19 protein-coding genes and 4 pseudogenes are annotated in these 20301 nt (G+C 59.2%); 13 read left to right on the forward strand and 10 right to left on the reverse strand.

All coding sequences use genetic code 11. From position 1 onward, the window contains the following. Positions 1-91: 91 nt before the first annotated feature. The 5 genes and pseudogenes from C2L64_RS48565 to C2L64_RS48585 form a co-directional block, all read right to left on the reverse strand. Positions 92-442, reverse strand: a complete 351-nt coding sequence (locus tag C2L64_RS48565; RefSeq protein ID WP_103154300.1) for a copper-binding protein — start codon at positions 440-442, stop codon at positions 92-94. Further along, positions 442-1587: pseudogene (locus tag C2L64_RS48570) on the reverse strand (efflux RND transporter permease subunit); the annotation flags it as partial. The gene C2L64_RS48565 and the pseudogene C2L64_RS48570, both read right to left, overlap by 1 nt. 724 nt (positions 1588-2311) lie before the next feature. Further along, complete coding sequence (locus C2L64_RS48575; RefSeq protein WP_103154301.1) at positions 2312-2737, reverse strand: response regulator transcription factor; 426 nt, start codon at positions 2735-2737, stop codon at positions 2312-2314. Further along, a complete protein-coding gene (locus C2L64_RS48580) occupies positions 2715-2990 on the reverse strand; it encodes a hypothetical protein (RefSeq protein ID WP_103154302.1) in 276 nt (91 codons plus the stop codon). The genes C2L64_RS48575 and C2L64_RS48580 overlap by 23 nt, the downstream gene beginning before the upstream one ends. Before the next feature lie 42 nt (positions 2991-3032). Then, positions 3033-3221, reverse strand: a complete 189-nt coding sequence (locus tag C2L64_RS48585; RefSeq protein ID WP_244212285.1) for a hypothetical protein — start codon at positions 3219-3221, stop codon at positions 3033-3035. 791 nt (positions 3222-4012) lie between these two features. On the opposite strand from C2L64_RS48585, the gene C2L64_RS48590 reads away from it, so the two are divergent. Next, entirely contained in the window at positions 4013-4468 is a 456-nt protein-coding gene (locus C2L64_RS48590; protein ID WP_103154304.1) for an HU family DNA-binding protein, read from the forward strand. A gap of 337 nt (positions 4469-4805) precedes the next feature. Here C2L64_RS48590 and C2L64_RS48595 read toward each other — a convergent pair whose 3' ends face one another. Further along, complete coding sequence (locus C2L64_RS48595) at positions 4806-5090, reverse strand: DUF4148 domain-containing protein (protein WP_103154398.1); 285 nt, start codon at positions 5088-5090, stop codon at positions 4806-4808. A 147-nt stretch (positions 5091-5237) separates the two neighbouring features. On the opposite strand from C2L64_RS48595, the gene C2L64_RS48600 reads away from it, so the two are divergent. From C2L64_RS48600 to C2L64_RS55490, 3 genes and pseudogenes are all read left to right on the forward strand, one after another. Next, complete coding sequence (locus tag C2L64_RS48600; protein WP_244212286.1) at positions 5238-6266, forward strand: serine hydrolase; 1029 nt, start codon at positions 5238-5240, stop codon at positions 6264-6266. A 657-nt stretch (positions 6267-6923) separates the two neighbouring features. Then, entirely contained in the window at positions 6924-7568 is a 645-nt protein-coding gene (locus tag C2L64_RS48605) for a MarR family winged helix-turn-helix transcriptional regulator (protein ID WP_103154400.1), read from the forward strand. Between the two features lie 120 nt (positions 7569-7688). After that, positions 7689-7874: pseudogene (locus C2L64_RS55490) on the forward strand (ISKra4-like element ISBte2 family transposase); the annotation flags it as partial. A 572-nt stretch (positions 7875-8446) separates the two neighbouring features. Here C2L64_RS55490 and C2L64_RS48610 read toward each other — a convergent pair. Beyond that, the gene (locus C2L64_RS48610) at positions 8447-8998 is read right to left on the reverse strand and encodes a helix-turn-helix transcriptional regulator (RefSeq protein WP_103154305.1); all 552 of its coding nucleotides are present in this window, start codon (positions 8996-8998) and stop codon (positions 8447-8449) included. Positions 8999-10189: 1191 nt separating this feature from the next. Here C2L64_RS48610 and C2L64_RS48615 point away from each other — a divergent pair. After that, positions 10190-10501: a hypothetical protein gene (locus C2L64_RS48615; RefSeq protein WP_103154306.1), complete on the forward strand. Its 312-nt coding sequence runs from the start codon at positions 10190-10192 to the stop codon at positions 10499-10501. A gap of 53 nt (positions 10502-10554) precedes the next feature. After that, positions 10555-10791: a hypothetical protein gene (locus tag C2L64_RS55495; protein ID WP_103154307.1), complete on the forward strand. Its 237-nt coding sequence runs from the start codon at positions 10555-10557 to the stop codon at positions 10789-10791. Between the two features lie 70 nt (positions 10792-10861). Here C2L64_RS55495 and C2L64_RS48625 read toward each other — a convergent pair whose 3' ends face one another. Further along, on the reverse strand, positions 10862-11848 hold the full coding sequence (locus tag C2L64_RS48625) for an H-NS family nucleoid-associated regulatory protein (RefSeq protein WP_103154308.1): 987 nt from the start codon (positions 11846-11848) through the stop codon (positions 10862-10864). 181 nt (positions 11849-12029) lie between these two features. Here C2L64_RS48625 and C2L64_RS48630 point away from each other — a divergent pair. Then, positions 12030-12373, forward strand: a pseudogene (locus C2L64_RS48630) (H-NS family nucleoid-associated regulatory protein). Positions 12374-12722: 349 nt separating this feature from the next. Here the strand turns inward: C2L64_RS48630 and C2L64_RS48635 are convergent. Then, the gene (locus C2L64_RS48635) at positions 12723-13580 is read right to left on the reverse strand and encodes an SOS response-associated peptidase family protein (RefSeq protein WP_244212287.1); all 858 of its coding nucleotides are present in this window, start codon (positions 13578-13580) and stop codon (positions 12723-12725) included. Between the two features lie 162 nt (positions 13581-13742). On the opposite strand from C2L64_RS48635, the gene ligD reads away from it, so the two are divergent. The 3 genes from ligD to C2L64_RS48650 all read left to right on the forward strand — a co-directional run bounded on the left by ligD (position 13743) and on the right by C2L64_RS48650 (position 17043). Beyond that, the gene (gene ligD / locus C2L64_RS48640) at positions 13743-16250 is read left to right on the forward strand and encodes a DNA ligase D (RefSeq protein WP_103154310.1); all 2508 of its coding nucleotides are present in this window, start codon (positions 13743-13745) and stop codon (positions 16248-16250) included. 248 nt (positions 16251-16498) lie between these two features. Then, positions 16499-16690, forward strand: a complete 192-nt coding sequence (locus C2L64_RS48645; protein ID WP_103154311.1) for a hypothetical protein — start codon at positions 16499-16501, stop codon at positions 16688-16690. Positions 16691-16842: 152 nt separating this feature from the next. Then, on the forward strand, positions 16843-17043 hold the full coding sequence (locus C2L64_RS48650; protein WP_103154312.1) for a hypothetical protein: 201 nt from the start codon (positions 16843-16845) through the stop codon (positions 17041-17043). A gap of 129 nt (positions 17044-17172) precedes the next feature. On the opposite strand, the gene C2L64_RS48655 is transcribed toward C2L64_RS48650, so the two are convergent. Beyond that, entirely contained in the window at positions 17173-17496 is a 324-nt protein-coding gene (locus tag C2L64_RS48655) for an H-NS histone family protein (protein WP_103154313.1), read from the reverse strand. Between the two features lie 674 nt (positions 17497-18170). On the opposite strand from C2L64_RS48655, the gene C2L64_RS54410 reads away from it, so the two are divergent. From C2L64_RS54410 to C2L64_RS48665, 3 genes and pseudogenes are all read left to right on the forward strand, one after another. Further along, entirely contained in the window at positions 18171-18338 is a 168-nt protein-coding gene (locus C2L64_RS54410; protein WP_167449619.1) for a hypothetical protein, read from the forward strand. Between the two features lie 667 nt (positions 18339-19005). Beyond that, positions 19006-19389, forward strand: a complete 384-nt coding sequence (locus C2L64_RS56175) for a hypothetical protein (RefSeq protein ID WP_322790675.1) — start codon at positions 19006-19008, stop codon at positions 19387-19389. After that, positions 19386-20237 (forward strand): annotated as a pseudogene (locus tag C2L64_RS48665) (helix-turn-helix domain-containing protein); the annotation flags it as partial. The gene C2L64_RS56175 and the pseudogene C2L64_RS48665, both read left to right, overlap by 4 nt. Between the last annotated feature and the right edge of the window lie 64 nt (positions 20238-20301).

Here is a 20301-nt window from a genome sequence, read left to right on the forward strand (position 1 = left end):
GCATACGCCCCGCCACTGTCCCTCGTTCGAAGAACGGTACCCGCGGACCAACCTGCGGCGGTCAGTCCGCGGGTACCGTTTCAGCGCCGCATCACAATTGCCTTTCCATCGCCACAACAGTCAATGTTCCGTTGACATTCTCGACGCGCACTTTGACCTTATCGGCTTCGTGAACCCGTTTGACCATATCAGCGTCCTTCACCTTGAACGCCATGGTCATCGGCGGCATCCCGACGTTTTCGAGCGCCCCGTGTTTCAGCGTGACCATACCCGCAGCGGCATCGACGTTCTTCACCTCGGCATCAGTCATCGCTGCGCCGGACGGTGCTTTCATTGCGGAAGGCTTTCCTGACATACTCATTCCAGCCATACCATCATCTGCGAATGCGGGTGCGGCGACCACGGCCGCGAAAGCCGTATACGCGACGATCATCTTCTTCATTAAAGTTCTCCTGTTTCAGTTGATGGCACTTTTGCGCCGGACGGTACTACATGAGAAAACCCGGTGTCCTGGCTTCGTGCAACGCGACGGCGCTGCAACAGGAACCAGGCTGCGGGAATGACAAACATCGAAAGGATGGGCGCGGTCACCATCCCGCCAACCATAGGTGCGGCGATGCGCTGCATTACTTCGGAGCCTGCTCCATGGCCGACCATGATGGGAACAAGACCAGCGAGCACGACCGCAACCGTCATGGCTTTCGGCCGTACCCGCAGCACAGCGCCTTCACGGATCGCGTCGAGCAGTGTGGCCTCATCAAGAAACTCACCGACTTCAAGTCGCCGGTTCAGAGCGCCCTTCAGATAAAGCAGCATGACGACGCCGAACTCAGCCGCTACACCCGCGAGCGCGATAAATCCCACGGAAGTCGCGACCGACACCGCATGACCCAGTATCCAGATGAACCAGAACCCGCCGACCAGCGCGAATGGCACCGTCGACATCAGAAGGAGCGCGTCGGCAGACGAGTTGAACGTGAGGAACAGCAACACGAATATGACCACGAGCGTCACCGGAACGACGGTTCGCAACTTCGCCTCCGCGCGCTCGAGGTACTCAAACTGGCCTGACCAGGTAATCGAGTATCCCGGCGGAAGCGTGACCTTTTTCGCCACGGTCTGCTGCATCGCTTTCACCGCCGACTGCAGGTCCACGTTCTGGATATCGACGTACACATACCCTGAGAGCCGAGCGTTTTCGCTGCGAATCGACGGCGGACCGTCGGCAATCCGGATATCAGCGACATCGCCGAGCTGAATCTGTGCGCCCCGGTCAGTGACCACCGGCAACTGACGAAGCTTCTCGAGCGAATCGCGTACCTCGCGCGGATATCGAATGTTGATGGGAAAGCGCTCGCGTCCCGCAATCAATTCGCCGACGTTTTCGCCCCCGACTGCCGACGACACGACCGACTGGATATCACTGACAGAAAGCCCATAGCGTGCGGCGGCGTGACGGTTGATGTCGACGTCGATGTACCTGCCGCCATTCAGTCGCTCGGCAAGAGCTGACGTGACGCCTTGCACGTTCCCGACTGTGGCCTCGACCTGTGCCGCAACCCTGTCGATTTGATTGAGGTCCGGTCCACATTGAATTCCGATGAGAGCCCTGGCTCACAACAGAACGCTGCATCGGGTGACTTTTCATCCCTAACGCGACGGCGACACGCATATACAGATCGCGCCGCCGTCGCGTTGTCGGTGACACCTGTATAGCGTTTATTGAACGCAAACACGGCATAGATCGACGGTCCGAAGATAAACATTTCTATTAAGCCACGGCACGAAAACGTATTCATCGTAAGCGTTGGAGCCAATAAAAATCCAACGGTGCAAAGAGCAAGACATGGTAATACCCTCGATATGAAAGCACATCGTCATCGATTAAACAAACACGAATAAGGTCTACAAGGTACAGCTAGGAACCCCTCCCTCCCAAGAACGAATATCTAAGCTTTATCTACGCTTTAATGATAGACAGAGGCCCGCGGAAATCCATTATCTATAAGAGTTTCCACATACCACATAAGAATCTGATCAACATACCTAGGTATCGAATTGAGCCGGGAACAGTTACTCCGTATTCGGATTCAACGAGACAACATGTAGCGCAAGAAAAAGCGCGATAAGAACCCGCCACACTGCAGCGTCGGATCTCACCCAGCGCTATCGCTGCGAAGACGCGCGCACGCGGTAAGCTGCATTCCGTTTCGCTCTAAAACGGCCCTACCCGTGCCGGGCGATGAATTGTTAATGACTGGATTCCCGCTGTGTACGACCGAATACTTCTCTTGATTTTGAGCGACCTCTCTCAAATATCCATTTTGACCAGTTCCGCAACTGACTTTGCTCTCATTTTTTGCATCAGATGTGACCTGTTTGCCTTGATGGTTATTTCACTGAGGCACAGTTCGGAGGCAATCTGCTTGTTCATTAATCCCTTGGCCACAAGAGCCAATATGTCTCGCTCTCTGGGTGTAAGGGATAAATACCGGGCAAGAAGTTCTTTTTGTCTGCGATCCGTCTCTCTACGCCGATAGTCGTATTCGAGGGCAGATTCAACAGACTCCAGCATGTCCTGACTACGGAATGGTTTGCTTAGAAAATCCAAAGCACCGGCCTTCATCGCATCAACAGTCATTCTTACGTCACCGTAAGCAGAGGTAAAAATTATTGGCACGTTAAAATGCCCCGTGCGCAGTCGGTGTTGAAGTTCAAGCCCTCCCATACCAGGCATGCGAACATCCCAATGTTCGATCGCCCTTCATCAAAACCTGCCTGCCCGGCATCTTGACCCTCGGAATATCGGCCACCGGACGCGAGAAATCCACCTTTTGGTCGGCCATGCGTATGTCCGCATCGGGACGATGCAACATAGCTGCGTAGCCAAACGCGATGTACCCTGGAGGGTGCGGGGACGATTTGGCGATCGCCAGCACACTTATCACGAACCCGCCGTGCGTCTCGATTATTTCTTTGCCTTCCGCCATGCCTTTCTACATCGTCGTGTGCGCGGAACCGCCGCACGCGGCTCAGTCTCCGAACGGGTCACGAGGGCCGAGCGCCTCATCGATCGCGCTTTTGGCGCGGTCCATCGCCTCGCTGACCGCTGCCGGACCCGAGTGCGGGGATTGATAGCGCTCGGGCTTGGGTACAGGAGGCGCTTCGCGGATGTCTCCATCCCTGAGATCCCTGAGCGCGCGTTCGATCAACAACGTCACGGTCGATCCGACCGCACGATGGTCCCGGGTGCTGACGGTAATAACGAAACCTCGGTGTTCCTGTCGCTCATCCAAGACCTCCCGCCCTCTGAAGGAATCCTGGCATGAAGGAATGCACGATCGAACCTCACCCTGACGGGTCGACCTTCTTATTCCAGGGACCACCTGGCACATCGTTCACCGTCGTTCCGACCTATGCACAATCAACCTCACCCACGCCTGATCAGATTGCTCGCTCCTGCGCTTCCACTAACGCATCGAAAACAGCTGACGACCAATTTAAATGCTGCGTAACACAATCGACCTCACGGTCGCGCTCACCGCCTGCATCCAGGGGGACTCAACCTCGGAGGAAGCGGGAAGGTATCTTGACTGGACTGGGCGTCGACTACGAGACCCCGGACGCTTTGACCGACAGGCGGCAAATGCTGCGCCACTGGGGATGGCGTGGTACGGATGGAACACTCGATAGCGGACAACAGCAACCGTCCACGCGGCGAACCCCAGCACACCCGACGCGGGACTCGCACGAGAGGTTGGCTCCTGCCGTCCGTGCTTCAAACCCTTTCGTATGGCCGTTTTCGTGGGCGCGGCCTTCTCCGGAGGGGTACAGGTCGTTGTTTCTGCGTTACCACAGCGCCAATCCCCCTGTTTTCGGGCCTCGCCCGTTGCAGATTCACATCCGTGTTGCTACGCTAGCGCCAGCCTGAGGATTTGGACCTTTGCGTATTGTCGGTGACTGCGCAAAGGCAAAGGTCTCAGGCCAACCTTTGACCAAAGACGAGGAATCCATGGCAACAACGAGTGCAACGAAAGCTGCAGCAAAAACGGCTCCGAAGAAGGCGGTGACTCCGGTCGAAAAGGCGAAGACGCCCCTGGTGAAGAAGGCTTCAGCCCCTGTCACGAAGAAGGCGGTCGCTGCCGCGCCGCTGAAGCCCATCAAGGATTCGTTCACGAAGGCTTCGCTCGCCATCCACCTTGCCGGGCGCGCAGGTGTCGAGCCGAAAGCCGCGAAGGCCTTGATGGCCGCACTGGAAGAAACGGTGCTTGCGTCGGTCCACAAGAAGGGCGCGAAGGAGTTCACGCTGCCGGGTCTGCTGAAGGTTGTTGCTCAGGACGTGCCGGCAAAGAAGAAACGCTTCGGCAAGGACCCGTTCACGGGTGAAGACAAGTGGTTCGCCGCGAAGCCCGCTTCGGTGCGTCTGAAAGTGCGCCCGCTGAAGAAGCTGAAGGACGCTGCGCTCTAAACCGGGCCGCTGGAAAGGAAGCCCCTTCGCGACGGAAGTCCGAGGGGCTTTTTTGCTTCTGCCTGAGGCGCACGGGCCTTCATGCAATCTGGCCACTCAGGATGAACCGGGCGATACCGGGAAGTACACTGGCGTGCACTGCGACGAGCAGCGCATGCGCGGAGGACCTCCTTTCGGCAACGATGGGAAGCCGGTTGGCTGTGAGCAACCTGCGCAGAGGAGCGCCGCGCCGGGAGACGGCAACTGTCGATGGCACGGGAGAACCGGTGGCGCGATGAAGCGGGCCATGTCGGTGCCGGGCCCGCGTGTTCGACGCCCATGATCTCCGCCCCCACCCTCAGTTGCCGGGCACACCCGATTGCGACGATCCACCAGCCGCCGGGCCGTAGCCCGTCGGCCCCGCCGCCGTGCCGTCCTGGGTGGCAATGCGTGCCTGCGCGGCACGAATGTCGTCGGGATAGTGAGGATCGCGCCTGATCGGGTTGTAGCCGGCCTGTTCGAGTTGCATCAGTTCTGCTTTCACCTGCTCACGCGTAACCGGCGAACCGGATTGCTGGGCTAGCGACACAGCCGGAGTGGCCAGCACCGATACGGCGACGGCAGCAAAGAAAAATGACTTCATGGTCATGACCTCCACGGACAAATTTTCTGTCCTCTTTCACACGCTCATTCCTGCAGAGAGCAACTAAAGTTTAGATGTTGGAGTCGATCCTGCACGTTGGACCGTCATCCCCTGTTTGCCTGATTGCAGCCCGACGGTGTGAATGTCATGAAGAGAATCATTTGCGTGCTGCTTCTCGGCGCCACGGCGCTGGCGGCACGGGCTGACGTGCCCTTCCTTTATTCCCGCAGCGCAATCGTCTATGACGTCGCGCGCGGAGAAGTCCTCCTTCAGAAGAATCCTGACGACGTTCAGGCCATCGCGTCGCTCACCAAGCTGATGTCAGCGATGGTCGTGCTGGACGGAGCCCAGGCAATGGAAGAGACACTGACTATCGACGGCGCCGACGTCGACCGGCTCAAGCACTCGGGATCGCATATCCCGGTCGGCGCCTCGCTCGAACGGGAGGAGATGCTGCGCCTGGCGCTGATGTCGTCCGAGAATCGCGCGGCGTCCGCGCTGTCGCGCGCATTCCCGGGCGGTCAGCCCGCGTTCATCCAGACGATGAACAAAAAGGCACGCGCGTTGCACATGGCGAGCACACACTTCGACGATCCGACCGGACTTTCGCCGGACAATCTGTCTACGGCGCGTGACGTGGTGAAAATGGCGGCTGCCGCGTCGCACTATCCGGTGATCGGTTCATTTACGACGCTCCCGCGTTATGAAGAAGTCATCGGCAGCAGAACGAGGTTCTATCGCAACACCGACCCGGTCGTCCAGCAGTCCGACTGGGACGTTCAGCTCGCGAAAACCGGCGACACGCGCGAGGCTGGACGATGCATCGTGGTCGACGTCAACATGCCAGATGGCCAGTTGATCATCGCGCTGCTCGGCGCGCGCTCATCACGTGCACGCTCCACCGACCTCGTCACGATTCGCCGTTGGCTTGATGGCGACGAGACGCCCGTTGTCACGCCGCGCAGGTACTATGCAAGCACCCAGATGCATCGTCACCCTCATGCGCTCGCGCAATCTCCCCACGTCAAGGTGCGGCTTGCCTCGTACAGGACTGGATCGTTATCCGGCTCACGCCGGCCAAACAGCAGACAACATGCCGGTTCCCATGCCCGCCATGCGCCTTTCGCCGCGACGCCGCCGGCCGTACATTTCAGGTCGTCACGGCAGGGCACCTGATTGCTCGCCCGGGGGCCGGGCTGCAACTGCCGCTCTCTGCACGCGCGCCGTCAGATGTGACCTGAAGCGTCGCGCCGCGAGAGGGGCTGCCTGGGCCACAGCCGCCGCTGCGCCAAACTGGAAGGTGGTACCCGACTCGTGCAAAAAGACCCATTTCATGCATTCCTCATCAGTTTCCGATGTATTGCGCGGCGATGCGGAGACCGGCCGTAAGCTCCACAACCGCCTGGGAAAAATGCCGCCTCGTGTTTGTCGCCAGACAGCAATACATGCCAGACTCGCGCGGACGAATCCGTAGCACCGCGAATCCGGGTGGCACGATTTACGCGTCGCCATCCTTTCCCTTTCGATCTACGTATCCCGTGGTTATCGCCAGATTGCGGGATAATTAGCTGTGCGATTCTCTGCTCTCGCATAGAATGTCATTTTTCGCCGCGACGGTCACGGCAAGCCGCTTGCCTCAAGGCAAACGCTCTTGGCGAAACACGGAGAGTTGGGATTCCTGCGGGACGCGCCGGAACCACGGGATATTTTTGAGATAGCAGGAATCGGCGTGCCTGGTGTCCGGCTACGCTGTCCCACAGACTGTCCGCGCGCCGGCATTGCATGCCGGATGTCGACGGACAGGGACAAACTGTCAACAACGAACGAAAGACTATGAGCGAAAGCGTATACGGAGAGCAGGCAACCGGGCGGGTGACCCACACCCTGTTGCGACTCAGCACGGCGATGCGGAGCCAGGCATGGGAGTGGGCGGAAGGCGCGGGCCTGACGCCTACCCAGGGCGAAATCCTCGTGCTGCTGATGCAGCGCAAGGGGCCGATGCGTCTCGGCGAAATCGCACGCGAAACCGCGTTGACAGCCGCGACCACGAGCGATGCCGTGAGCACGCTGGAAACCAAGGGCCTCGTGGAAAAGCGCCGCGCACTCGATGACGGACGCGCACTCGCCCTGCGCCTGACGGCACGCGGGCGCACCGCCGCGAAGCGTGCCTCGCAATGGCCGGACTTCCTCGCCAAGGCAGTCGGCACGCTGCGCGACGAAGAGCAATCGTTGTTCTATCGCACGCTGCTGAAGACCGTGCGCCAGCTCGAGGTTCAGGATCATATTCCGCCGCACCGGATGTGCGTGACGTGCGTGCACTTCGAACCGGGCAAGCATCCGAAGAAGACGCCGCACCACTGCGCGCTGCTCGACCTGTCGATGGCGGATACGGACCTGCGGCTGGATTGCCCGGTGCATGAGACGGCCGACACAGCGACGCAGAAAAAGACCTGGAAGATCTTCGCGCAGCGAGGCTGAGTCCGCACTGCGAAGCCGGCCGCCGGCGGCGCGATGCGCGCTGTCCGGCCGGCCGATCTTGCGCCGTTTGCGGGTTGCGACCGCGATCCCTGGTCAACCTCGGGCAGGATGCGGTAGAAGAACGCGGGCACGTTGGTCAACTACGGTGCGCGGCATCGTAAGGGACTGCCGATCAGCAGCAGTATCGCCGAGTCCGCGGTAAACCAGGTCGTCAGCTACCGTATGGCCAAGAAGCGACAGATGCGGTGGACAGACGAAGGAGCGCACTGCATGGCACAGGTCAGGGTTGCGGTTTTGAACGGGGAATTCTCGCCCCGTCGCATCTCAACGTTCAAGACTGCCGACAGGGGTTATTCCAAATGCACCGCGCCAGCGTCGGCCGGCGGGCGCCGGCCAACGGACTGGACAGACCGAGCAGCCATGCCGTAACCCATGGAATCCTGACGAAATCTACCTCCCCAACTTCTGCACGCTCTCCGCGCAGGCGAATTGACGACGTGGAAATTGATGGCTCGCGACGCCGCCACGCCGAAGCTCGCGAGCACGTCGGCAAGCTCTTCATCCATCGTCGCGCGCAGGTAACTGGAGACAGTGTTCAGATTCCACCACAACGTATTGAATTCGTATCATTCCGTCACCAGGAGACGACTGTCCAATGCCTTCTATGAGCATCAAATTGTCAAGGGTTTGTTTTGCAGCTTTAGATTGATGTGTGGCTGTGTGGTTGGCGAACTGTTAGTTTAGCAAGCTGAACAGAAAAACAGCGTGTAGTCGAATACAATTGTTTCGGATACCGCATCCTGCGCAGACGTACTGGCTGTGTCAGCGAGGGCACTTGCTTATACGGATATCACCAACCCGATGGATGGACTGCGGTCTTACAGCAACGCCGACAGCCGTACCAGTTCGCTTTGACGATTACATCCGGTTTTATTCAGGACCGAGGCAATCTGCTTGCGGACCGTGCCGATGGCAACGGCTAGCACAACGGCACATTCGGCCGCATCGTGACCTGCAATCAGTTGACGGAACACCCGCCCCTCGGCAAGCGTCAGACCGAACGTCTCCCGCAGAATGGTCTCGTCCGGAACGGAAAAGATGTCTCGCCGCTCAATGCGCAAAATGGCTCTGGGACCGACGCTCATACCGACGGTATGCGGCGCCCGCGCGATGCGAATGCGGTAGGTCTCGCCCCATTTGCCCGGCAATACGGTCCACCGGGGTGTGCCATCGCCCGGAACGGCACCCACGGTTGCCAGAAAACGTTGATGCGCACTCTGGTCTGCGTGCTGCAAAGCGTTGCGCCGCACGCGAAGATGCACACCCTGCGTAAGCCATTCCCGCGTTAGCGGGGACATCAAATCAAGGCGCCCTTCCGCCGAGATGATGCAGACAGCTTCGCGTGCACTGTCCAGAACCGACTCGAGCATGTGAAATGTCTCCGGGGGCCTAAGCAGGTATTCCGATAGCGAGCCTGAACCAATGTTATGGTCTCGCAATTTCACCTGACGGCGGGCGTGCCCATTTCGCATGCGCCGGCGCATTCATGTCCTGGATACGGCGAGCAACTCGAAAATCGCGCAGATTACCGAGGTGGACCGCTTCTGGGCCGATGCAGTCAGCCCCGACGGCAAGGTTCTTTCGCTACCGACCTGAACGGAGTTGCGGGCTTTGTTGATGTTATCGACACAGGCTCGAATACGGTCACGTCCCAGATTTCCGTCGACAATGCGCCGTGGTCGGTAGCGGCCAGCCCCGACGGAACACGGATATACGTCGCGGTTGACGTTGTTCAGTTCGCAAAATTCAACACGGCGCTCTATCTGGCGCCGAAACTCTCGGCCTTTGCGAGCGTTGAAACGTTTACTCTCGGTGCCCGGAGCACCGGCGTCAGTCCGACAACGCAGCCCGTCACGCTGAAAATTGGCGCGCTGAGCATCCGCTTGCCGGCTGGCTTACGTTTACCGCGGCAAGGTGACTGGCGTCAATCTGTTCGTCTCCATCACCACCTCAGACCTACCTGTTGTTCGCGATAGGCACCGGATATACGTTCCCTGCCGCGGCGACCACCCTACCGGTTTCGCTGACCATCGGAAACAATGCCGGAATCGCAAATGTGATGCCACAGTATGTGAAGGATGCTGTCACGGGAGCCCGTGCCGACTCGCGGCCGTACCCGGGGCCGCCCTCCTGGCGGCGACCTTCTTCGCCGTGGTCTTCTTGACCGCAACTTGCTTGACTGCAGCCTTCTTCGGCGCTTTCTCTGCAGTCGTAGCACCCGTCCTCGCCGCAACCCTCTAGGCGACCGCCTTCTTCTCGCAGCCTTCTTGGCCGCAGCAGCCCTCGGCGCCCTCGCGCCCTCGTCCGCCCCTGCAATCAAGAATGCCGTCCGGTCCTTGGCATTAGCCAACGATACCGGCACGGGGCTGCGGCCACTCCGGTACCCCGTCAACTGCCACCCGTCGCCGCTGCAGGGCCGAACGGCGCCGCCCTTGGTGCGCTGTCGCCAGTAATGTCGCGTTACCAATCTCGCAAGGCCGTTTCACCTGTGTCTAGCATCCCCTCCTACACTTCGAGCCGTGGTCACTGACATTGCATTCAACGTGTGAGGAGTAGCGAAGATGAACAAGAAAATTCTTGGCGCGGTCCTTGGTGTTGCGGTCTTGGCCGCATCGACCGCAGCATCGGCGCACGTGGACGTCGCCATTGGATTGGGCGTTCCCGGGGTGGTGTATGCGCCGGCAGAGCCCGTGTACACACCCCCGCCTCCCGTGGTGTATGGTCCCGCGCCTGTCGCCGTCGCCTATGGCGGTTACGACGACTGGCGGGCTCGCGAATGGCGCGAGCGTCGTGAGTGGCGTGAACGGGAATGGCGCCGCCAGGAATGGCGTGAGCACGAGTGGCGTGAGCGCGGTCGCTGGGGTGGCTATTGAAGCGACGCCGGAAGCAACCTCATCCCCAAAACACAACCTCAGAGCACCTTCGAATGAAAGCTAGCCCGATAAAAATAGCCCTGATTGCAACGACGCTGGCCTTGGCAACAATCGGAACGGCAAACGCTGCTGGCTGCCTCAAAGGCGCGGTCGTTGGCGGTGTGGCCGGTCACTATGCTGGACACCATGCGGTCGTTGGTGCGGTCGGTGGCTGCATGGTCGGCAGACACCTTGCGAAGCAGCACGCTCAACAGCAAGCCGCTCAACGTCAGGCAGCACAGGCGCAATAAAACGCCGTCGGCTCGGTGTACCCGATGGAACCAGAAAATCGCTCTTCCACCGGGCATCTGACAACTACGTTTAGGTCGTCAACTCGGCGCCAGACTCGACTGCGGCCACCGGAGCGGGCACGGCCACGCTCTGGCGCGGCGCTTTTTTCGCCGGCACCTTCGCGCTCACGGCCTTCTTGGCAACCACTTTCTTCACCGCAACCTTCTTCGTCGGTGCGGTCTTTGTCGCTGCGACCGTCTTGACGACGGCCTTCTTGGCAACTGCCTTTTTGGCCGAGGGCTTCGTCTCGGTCGAAGCACTCACATCGGCCGCCGCGCCGGCGCCATCAATCAGAAACGTGCTGCGGTCTTTCGCACCAGCCAACCACGCAGGCGCCGGACCACGTCCGCTCCAGCTCGCACCCGTCTTAGGGTCGCGATATTTTGCTGGCTGCGGACCTTTCGAGTGACCCTTGCCACCAGTCGCACCGCCCGACTTCGATACCCCCTTCTTTGCCGCAGCCGTCGCCTTGCTCACAGTACCCGTCGTCGCAGCAACAGTCACTTCAGCGCCACCTGCAATCAGGAATTTACTGCGGTCTTTGACATTTGCAATCCAAGCCGGCGGGCGGGCGTGACCGCTCCAAGTTTCGCCGGTCTTGGGATTGATGTATTTGGGTGGCAGTTTGCCCATCGCAGCAGCCTTGACAGGCGCCTTGGCTGAAACCTTCAGTTTGCTCGCAGTCGCGCGGGTCGCATCAACCAGGAACTTCGTCCGGTCCTTGGCGTTGGCAATCCATCCAGGCGCGCGACCATGTCCCGTCCACGTCGCCCCAGTCTTCGGGTCCCGGTATTTCGCTACCGGGCTTGCTGCGTTGGCTGCGGCCTTCGCGCCCGGCTTCGGTCCGCGCTTCTTGGCACCACTGACGTACGCTTCGATGTCGGCAGTCGTCAGCCCATGTTTCTCCATGATGTCGCGAATCTTCGCCATTACGCCAGAAGACTGTTTTGCAACCAGCGCTTCTGCCTGAGCCTGGAGCTTTGCGATTTGAGCTTGAACCTTATCAAGTGTGGTCATTTTTCTTTCCCCCCGTTGGTTTGCAATGGCCGCACTATGCCACATAACAACAGGAATAGGCTATTGAACGATAGACCATATGGGCAGCTTATCGTTGGTGTTGTTCTCTATCTAGCCGCAGAGTTTGCGTACCAGCGAGGCGCCCAGATAGGCGCAATATCGTCATAACGAGGAAACCTCAATGGACGAGCGAAAGCGAGACAGCATTGTCGCTTACCTGCGCCGTAGAAAGGCGGAATTCGGAATTGAGCTGGATGACGTCGCAGCAGTAATAGCCCAAGACCAAATCCAGCAGCAGTCGGCAAAATATCGCAATGCAACAGGAGAGACGTGGTCGGGCGAGGGGGAGATGCCCCAATGGCTTAAGCAGGCCATCAGCGCGGGCCAATCAGTCGAGCATTTCGGCGTAGCCGGCGCGGCGCAATCGGCGCCCGCTGCCGGTCCGGGAAGGTTGACTGGCGGCAAGACCCGTTTGCAGGGAGCCGACTGGCCACCGTCTCGTCTTCAATTCAGGACGGGCGCTAAACGCGCAGTCTTACGGACGCTCTGTTTGACGACAACGCCGCTGTTTGCCCGCGAGCTGTCGAGCGTGGCACCACATACATGAACGACGGCATCACCGCCCTTAAACGGCCATGCCCGTCATGAAAGCGCCCACGTAACACGCCAACTGTCGAAACCGCACGAGGAAAGGAGCAAAATCGGGCGGGGTCAGCGCACGGGGAGGTCTCCATGAAATCATCGCGGCAGGTTCTTGACATCAGACGCGCCCAAACCAATACGCGATACCTGCCGTTTGGTGTAAAGGCCGGCTTTATCATTTTCGCCGTCTCACATTCCATCTCAGGCCTCGGCCGTCAATTGACTGTCTTCCCTAAGCCGCCAGCTTGTGCTCATAAGACGGCCGCTCTTTGTCAGCGAGTATCGCGTACAAGGCGTCGAGATACTTCGGGTCGGGGTTTAGCCATGCGTCGATGTACTTCTCCTTGATAGGCACGATACATCGGTCGTGACCGGCCGCAGCAACCTCTGGCGGCGGTTCGTCCGTAATAGCTGCAAAAGAATGCAGGTCCGGCTCGCCAGGCGCCGTCCATTTTGACCACATGCAGGCGACAAGCATTCTGCTCCCGTCGCGCGGCGTGAACTGAAGGATGACGTTCTCGTCCTCTTCCGCCCCAGCTAGCACAACCCCTTCCATTTTCGACCTCGCGACGTTCTCGTAAAACGAGTCGACAATCATAATGCCGTGCGAGTATCCGAAAAGCGGAGCCCAAAATTTCGCGAGGCTGTCCAGCCTGGCGTTGTAGGTCCCCGGAAACCGGAAATCATAGTTCGCCGGCTTGCCCGCAATCCGGCACTGATATCGCATCGGTCGCACGACGAGCTGCCCCGCCTCCTGAATGAGGACTGGCGCGTAATGTCCTGGGAAAATTCGCGAATCTCGTGGTTCGCTCTCGGTTCGCTTGATGTCATCAAGCCGACGAAGCGTCGCTTCGACTTTGTCCGTTGCAATGCGTTTGTTTTCAGTAGCCGCTTTCGTTGGCTTTGTATGCAGCGTTCGCTCGGCCGCTACCAGTCGTGCGCGTTGTTTGAACAACTCCTCCTCAAGCACCGCAGCCTGGTTTGCATTGTATCGGTCGACGAGCTGCTTGATTTCAGCTTCTTCGTCGCTCTGGGGATGCGCGAAGGCGTCTGTTACCAGCGACGCTCGCGTGCCCTTGCATTTCCGCACGGCGCGGATTACCCCTGCGTGCGGCCGCGAATAGCGATAGTCTGGCTAAGCCGCCCGCTTCGGAACGCCCCTTGCTGCGCGAAAGGTTGGCAGAAGGGTCCGACAGCGTTGGGCGTTCGCGACGCGTATCAACCAGGCGGTGCGCTCCATTAAAATCCTCTGATGGCTTCTTCGCGCGACAAGACGTCTCCGCCACTGTCTCGCTACCGTAAAAAGCGGGACTTCCTCGTCACGCCCGAACCATCCGCATCTACTCCCCGAGAGCCCGGTGGTGCCGGAAACGGATTCGTTGTGCAGAAGCACTGGGCGAGCCGGCTGCACTATGACTTCCGTCTTGAACTCGATGGCGTCCTCCTGTCCTGGGCTGTACCAAAAGGCCCTTGCTACGACCCGAAACAGAAGCGGATAGCCGTACATGTTGAAGACCATCCAGTCGACTATGCAACCTTTGAAGGCACCGTTCCGGAACGACAGTACGGCGCTGGTACCGTCATCGTCTGGGACCGTGGCGCGTGGGAGCCGGTCGGTGACGCGAGCAAGGGCATGGAGGCTGGCAAGCTCGTTTTCCGACTTCACGGTGAGAAGCTCGCCGGGCTGTGGGAGCTGGTGCGTATATCGAAGCCGGACGACAGGCAAGACCAGTGGATGCTTTTCAAGAAGCGGGATGAATGGGCTCGCCCGCTGGCGGAGTATGACGTCATCAAGGCGCTCCCCGATAGCGTCGTTTCGAATCCACTCGGGCTGGTGGAAGAACGCGAGCCGAAGTCAGCCAGACCCGCACGCGGTTCCGAGCCAGAGGTTGACCTGTCAGCTGCAGTGCGCGCACCGCTCCCTGCGAAGCTCGAGCCGCAGCTTGCTACCTTGGCAACCTCGCTGCCGGCGAGCGGCGACTGGATTACCGAGACCAAATTAGATGGTTACCGCCTGCTTGCCCGCGTCGACGAGGGACGCGTACTGCTCCTGACGCGAGGCGGACACGACTGGACAGTCAAATTTCCTGCTCTTGTGAAGGAGCTTGGTGACCTACCGCTTTCGAGTGGATGGCTGGACGGCGAAATTACCGTAATGAAAGACGGTTTGCCGAACTTTTCCGCGCTTCAGAATGCGATTGACAGACGAGCCAATCAGGACATCGTCTATTTCCTGTTCGACCTGATGTATCTCGACGGGAAAGACCTGAGAAAAGTGCCTCTGTGGTCAAGGCGCGCGCGGCTGGCGCGCCTTCTCGATGCTGCGGGGCAGCAGCTAAGGTTCAGTCCTGACTTCGAGGCACCGCCGGCACAAGTGTTCGAAGCGGCTTCCGGATTGGGTCTCGAGGGGCTCATGCTCAAGCGGCGCGACGCGCGATATGAGTCCGGAAGGACGCAAACCTGGTTGAAAGCGAAAGCGCGATTACGTCAGGAATTAATCATCTGCGGCTTTACCGGGCGCGGCGGTAAGTCCGGGGAAGTAGGCAGCCTGCTGCTTGGCTATTACGATGGCGACAAACTTCGTGATGCCGGCAGCGTTGGGACTGGCTGGGACTCGCGAACCGCGCAAGACCTCTGGCGCCGTCTCGCTCCATTGGAGGTAAGTTCAGCGCCATTCGATGTGCACGTCACAAAAGCACGGCGGTGGTCCAGACGCGCGGCCGGGAGCGAGCGGTGGGTTCAACCCACGTTGGTAGCCGAGGTCGAATTCGCCGAGTGGACGGCGGACGGAGTCGTGCGGCAAGCGTCGTACAAGGGACTACGCCTCGACAAACCTGCCGACAGCGTCGTCCGCGAAGGAGGCAAGACGCAGGCGCCTGCGCATCTTCCCGAGCTGAAAATCACTCACCCCGAGCGAATCGTTGACCGGTCCGTCGGCATCACGAAAGCGGACCTCGTTCGCTACTACGCAAGCGTCGCGGAGTGGATGCTCCCTCACCTGAAGGACAGGCCGGTGGCGATGGTCCGCGCCCCTTCCGGCATCGCCGACGAACTCTTCTTCCAAAAGCACGTGGAGCGTACGGGGACGCCAGGGCTGACAGTACAAGACCGCGAGCTGTGGCCAAAGCATCCGCCTTTGTTGACCGTCGATACAGTGGATGCGCTTCTGGCTGCGGCGCAAATGAACGTGGTCGAGTTCCACACGTGGAACTCAACTGTCCTCAGGCTCGACAGCCCCGACCGGGTCATCTTCGACCTTGATCCCGGTGAAGGAGTGAAGTGGGGCACCGTACAGGAGGCCGCAATCCTCGTCCGAACGTTGCTCTCGGAACTGGGGCTGAAGGCGTGGCTGAAGACGAGCGGCGGAAAGGGATTGCACGTCGTCGTGCCGCTGAACTCGCGATTGGACTATGGGACAGTGAAGTCGTTTTCGCAAGCCTTTGTCCGACATCTCGCGAAGACAATTCCGGAACGTTTTTCGGCCATATCCGGCCCCTCGAATCGGGTCGGCAAGGTCTATGTGGACTATTTGCGCAATGGGATGGGGCAGACCACCGCTGCTGCGTTTTCAGCCCGCGCACGGCCAGGAATGGGAGTATCGATGCCGGTCTCTTGGGAACAGCTCGGCGACCTGAAAAGCGGTGCGCAATGGAACGTCCAGACGGCACGTGAATACCTCAGCTTCCAGTCGCAGGACCCTTGGACGGACTACTGGGCGAGCGGTCAATCACTGGCCACTGCGATAAAACGACTTCGATGAGGTGTTCCGCGGGTCCGGCAGCCAGCGCGTAACTTGCGCTGCCGTTAGACCAACCGGGCAATTGACGAGCGCAGTCGACCTACGCGATACTGTATATTCATACAGCATCGGAGGCATCTCTTGACCCGTCGCACCTTGCCACAGATGCCCTCCGTGACGCTCGCAGAGTTACCCAGTTGTGGCGCCAGTGCGGGTGCGGTGCTGAGTACGACAGCACTGTCCGGCGCCTGATAGTTGATGTTCTGAGGATGCGAAAGCTCATTGTCGAAATGGACGGCCTCTGCGGAGCGGTACAGCGGGCCTGGCGCGACGAGACTCGCTCAAACCTGGTAGCGCTGGAGCGTCTGCGCATTCTGTTCAACGATGAGCGTTCGCGCCATGGCGTGCTCTCGTCCGAATCGCCTCCGGCACCGCCCGACGCGATGAATCGCTACCCCTGACGATTCGGACTGAGCTCGGCGCCACGTTCACGCACTGCGGCTCTATCAGTTGAGCTCTGCCCGCTGGCGCGCGGTCGCGAAAGGGCACTTGATTTTCGACGGTACACCATTATATCGACCGATATACGGTTCACAGCGTTGTAGCGACTACGATGGAAACAGACCTCTATAAAGGATACGCAATTTACGGTCATTCAATCCACGAGGGCGAAGTTTTTGCTTCTAGTGGGACAGTCATTCAGGCGGGACGAGTCGTTGGGACCAGCGGCGTCCTTGAGTTTTTTCAAACGGAAGAAGAAGCGATGGCGGCCGGCATAGCGTGGGCTCGCGAGTGGGTCGACACCAACGGTTGACCGAAGCGATTCCCGACTACTGCCAGTTTTCGCCGCGCGCAGGTCGGATTCCCGAAAACAAAACTTATCTGGCTCGGAGTCCCGGTCCCACGGGGCTTCCGTCACTCGGCCCATAAAGACACGACTTCGCTAATGACCATCCCGGCGCGCCAGCGGGCTTCCCGCAAATGGGTCATCGCGCCAGTCGACGGCTTTACCCGTCAGTGGCACAGCCGCCTGCGACGATAATTCAAAATGTTCTAATGATTGCCCGGCGCTAATTGCCTGCTTCAGCCATCGCGGCATTTCCCCTTCGCCGCTCCAAACCTCGCCCGTCGCATTGCGGTAGCGTGCTTCTTTCTGTTCCGATTGGTCGCTCGCCAGCACTGATGCCAGGTCTTCTGGCTTTATGCCAAACTCTTTCATCCGGCGGCGGAGATAAGCAACCATGCTGTCCCGCTTCCGTTCATCCATAAGATATTCGTCCGTCAAAATCGTCCGACTTTCCTCTTCCAGTGCGATGCAATTAATGCATCGATATCCACGCTCCCTCGTGTCACCGGTTCGCTCGGCCCGCATCTTTTGTGTAGTACACCATCATAACGCGTTGTCCTTTCGCCGCGAAGGGTACGCCGCCTTGTTCCTTGCGCGGGCGAAAAGGTGGACGCAGACGGGTCCCATGCATTTGCGAGGTGCCTCCGGCACGCGGTCGCGCGTGCGTCCAGGATGCGCTCTTTCTAAGCGACCCAATGCGTCGACCGTTCCTAACCCACGTTTCCCTTGCGTCGACGGGGCGCAGCATGCAGCCCTAACAGTTGCCCTACCTTCTCCAGCTTCCTCGCACCGACCTTCCCGGCTGATATGCCTTTCTCAAGGGTAAAACCCAGGGGTCCGAATTTGCTCCTGCGTGATACGCACTTCTACTTAGATATCCAAACTAGCACGACAGAGCATGCAATTGAAAAGAAACGCGAGAGTCCATGGAAGGCGGAGCCGTAACAAGATGCAAGCGCGAATAACCAGGCAAGAACAATCGACTATAGAACCGGGCGCTAGCGGCGAGAACGCGCGATGCACCTGCTTCGCGCCCAGTCCCGGAACAAGCATTGCTGTTATCGAATTACTCACGACACCACCTGGAGTCATACATGACCACCAAGCCGAAGGAACAGCAGCCAACCACTGAGAAGTCCGAGGACGACATCGACAAAGCTATCGATGACACCTTCCCCGCCAGCGACCCGCCGGCGACGGGTGGAACCACCCGCATCAAGTCGGAAGACGGCGAAGAAGCTGATGAAGATTCGCCCGAGTAATGAGAGGCGCACGTAAGGAGGCACCAGGGCAGACACTTTCGGACCCCGCGAAATCGTCAGCGTGTCAGGTTCTCGAAGGTGGCGACAACGAGGGCCGGACATTTGATGCCACATGCGTTGAGGGGGACCGCTTTCCGTCAACCCGTATTGGGGCGGGCGTTCACTATGAACTGAAGTATGGAGCGCCCTGTTCACACCGGCACCATCCGGGCAGGTAACAGACATTTGGCCGGCAAGCCGTAGACCGTAATGAATCTGTCACTATCCCGGCTCCGCAACCACGGGCCAAGGCGCCATATTGGTGACGCTTTTATTTACCGTCGAATCGGAATGAAAACGTCAACTCGCGTAAGTGCGGATTAAATTTGTCACTTCGCCTCCTACACTTCGAATCCCGTCCGTAAGCTACCGAACTTATGGAACATTCTCTGCACATGCGTGAGCCGACCCCGCTCGTCCGCTCACGCGGCGCTCATCGGTTCGAAGCGTTCAGCCCAAAGCTTGCGCGCCGCGTCATGTTTTATCGGCGCCCATCGCTGGATCAATGGCTACTCCTCGAGACAAATCCTCAAGTGATCACATTCTGCGAACGCCCGGGCTATGTTCTGGTCAACGGATCCCGCAGGCTCATTGACTTCTGGTCCCACTACTTGGCCATCAGGAATTAGTGATCCTTAGTGAACATGACATCGATATTTCGGCAACTGTATCACCTTGCGACGGTCACGACAGCGAGTTGCTGATCCGGTTTGTCACGGCAGCTGAGCTCGCCGCTGCACGCGTCTGGCTTGACAACTGGCAACGCATGCTCCCCTACCTTGTAACCAATAGGGGACTCGTTCCGCCGACGCTGCCGGGAGCAATCGCCCAGCTCCCCAAACAATCTCAGAGATTGCTTGATTTCGAGCGGGAATTTGCGTCAACCGATCCCGTTCTGGTTCGCGCGGCCCTGTTCGGTCTGCTACATGACGGCAGGGCCAGCGCTCAGGAACTGAGAACGCAATCGCTGTCCCTGCTCACGTCGTTTGTCGTTACGGACGCGCACCTATGAACCGTCGAAAACCCAATCTGCAAACCATCGACGTAAGCGCCTGGCCGACTGTTGCCTACGCCGAGTTCGACCCGGCGATGCGGGCAAGGTTCGAGAAGCGCCAACAGGCGATATTGCGTTACATCGATGGGGAATCGATCCGTGCAATCGAGGAGTCTATTGGCATCAATCGTCGCCAACTGTACCGCTGGCTCGACCGCGTGCAGGCGCAACATCCCGACGGGCGACCTTTCGGCTTCCGGGGACTATTCCCCTTTATACGAATTGTAGAGTATGAGCGCCTGCGCGAGGTAGAGTTGAAGGGGGAGCGCGGCAGTCGAGGTACCGCTGGCGCTTTGGCTCAACTCTTTGAGCGCCATCCGGCGCTTGCGGGATGGCTGCTTCTTCAGGTCAAACGTCGCAAGGGACTGCTTGAGCAGCTACATACCGATGGTCACTTGCGAACTCGCCTCCGTGGCTTGAAAGCGTTACACGATGATTTCCTGCAGCAATGCCGTTCTGTCGGGTTAACGGCCGGCGACTATCCGCTCAACACGGCCGACCGTGCGCTCCGATCGCTTTCCCGAGTCATAAAAGCAGAGATGTTGCGTACGTTCGGCACCGCCGCCCGTTCAGCGGGCGCGTCGCATCTGAAGGGTCTACCACGCCGGGAAGCTGCAGGTGCTCCGGTAGCGACGCGACCGTATCAGGTCGTCGAATTCGATGGCCACCGGCTCGACATCCGGCTCAAGGTCGTCGTGCGGGATCCACTCGGCTTTGCGCATGAATTCGAGATGGAAAGAGTTTGGCTTCTTGCCATCATAGACGTGTGTACGCGCGCCGTGCTCGGTTACCACATTGCTTTGGCTCTACGCGCAAGAGAAAAAGGATGGACATCAAGCGGAGCCTTGAAAATACTGGAATCGGCAGACT

The sequence above is a fragment of the Paraburkholderia hospita genome, assembly GCF_002902965.1.
Classification (GTDB): domain Bacteria; phylum Pseudomonadota; class Gammaproteobacteria; order Burkholderiales; family Burkholderiaceae; genus Paraburkholderia; species Paraburkholderia hospita.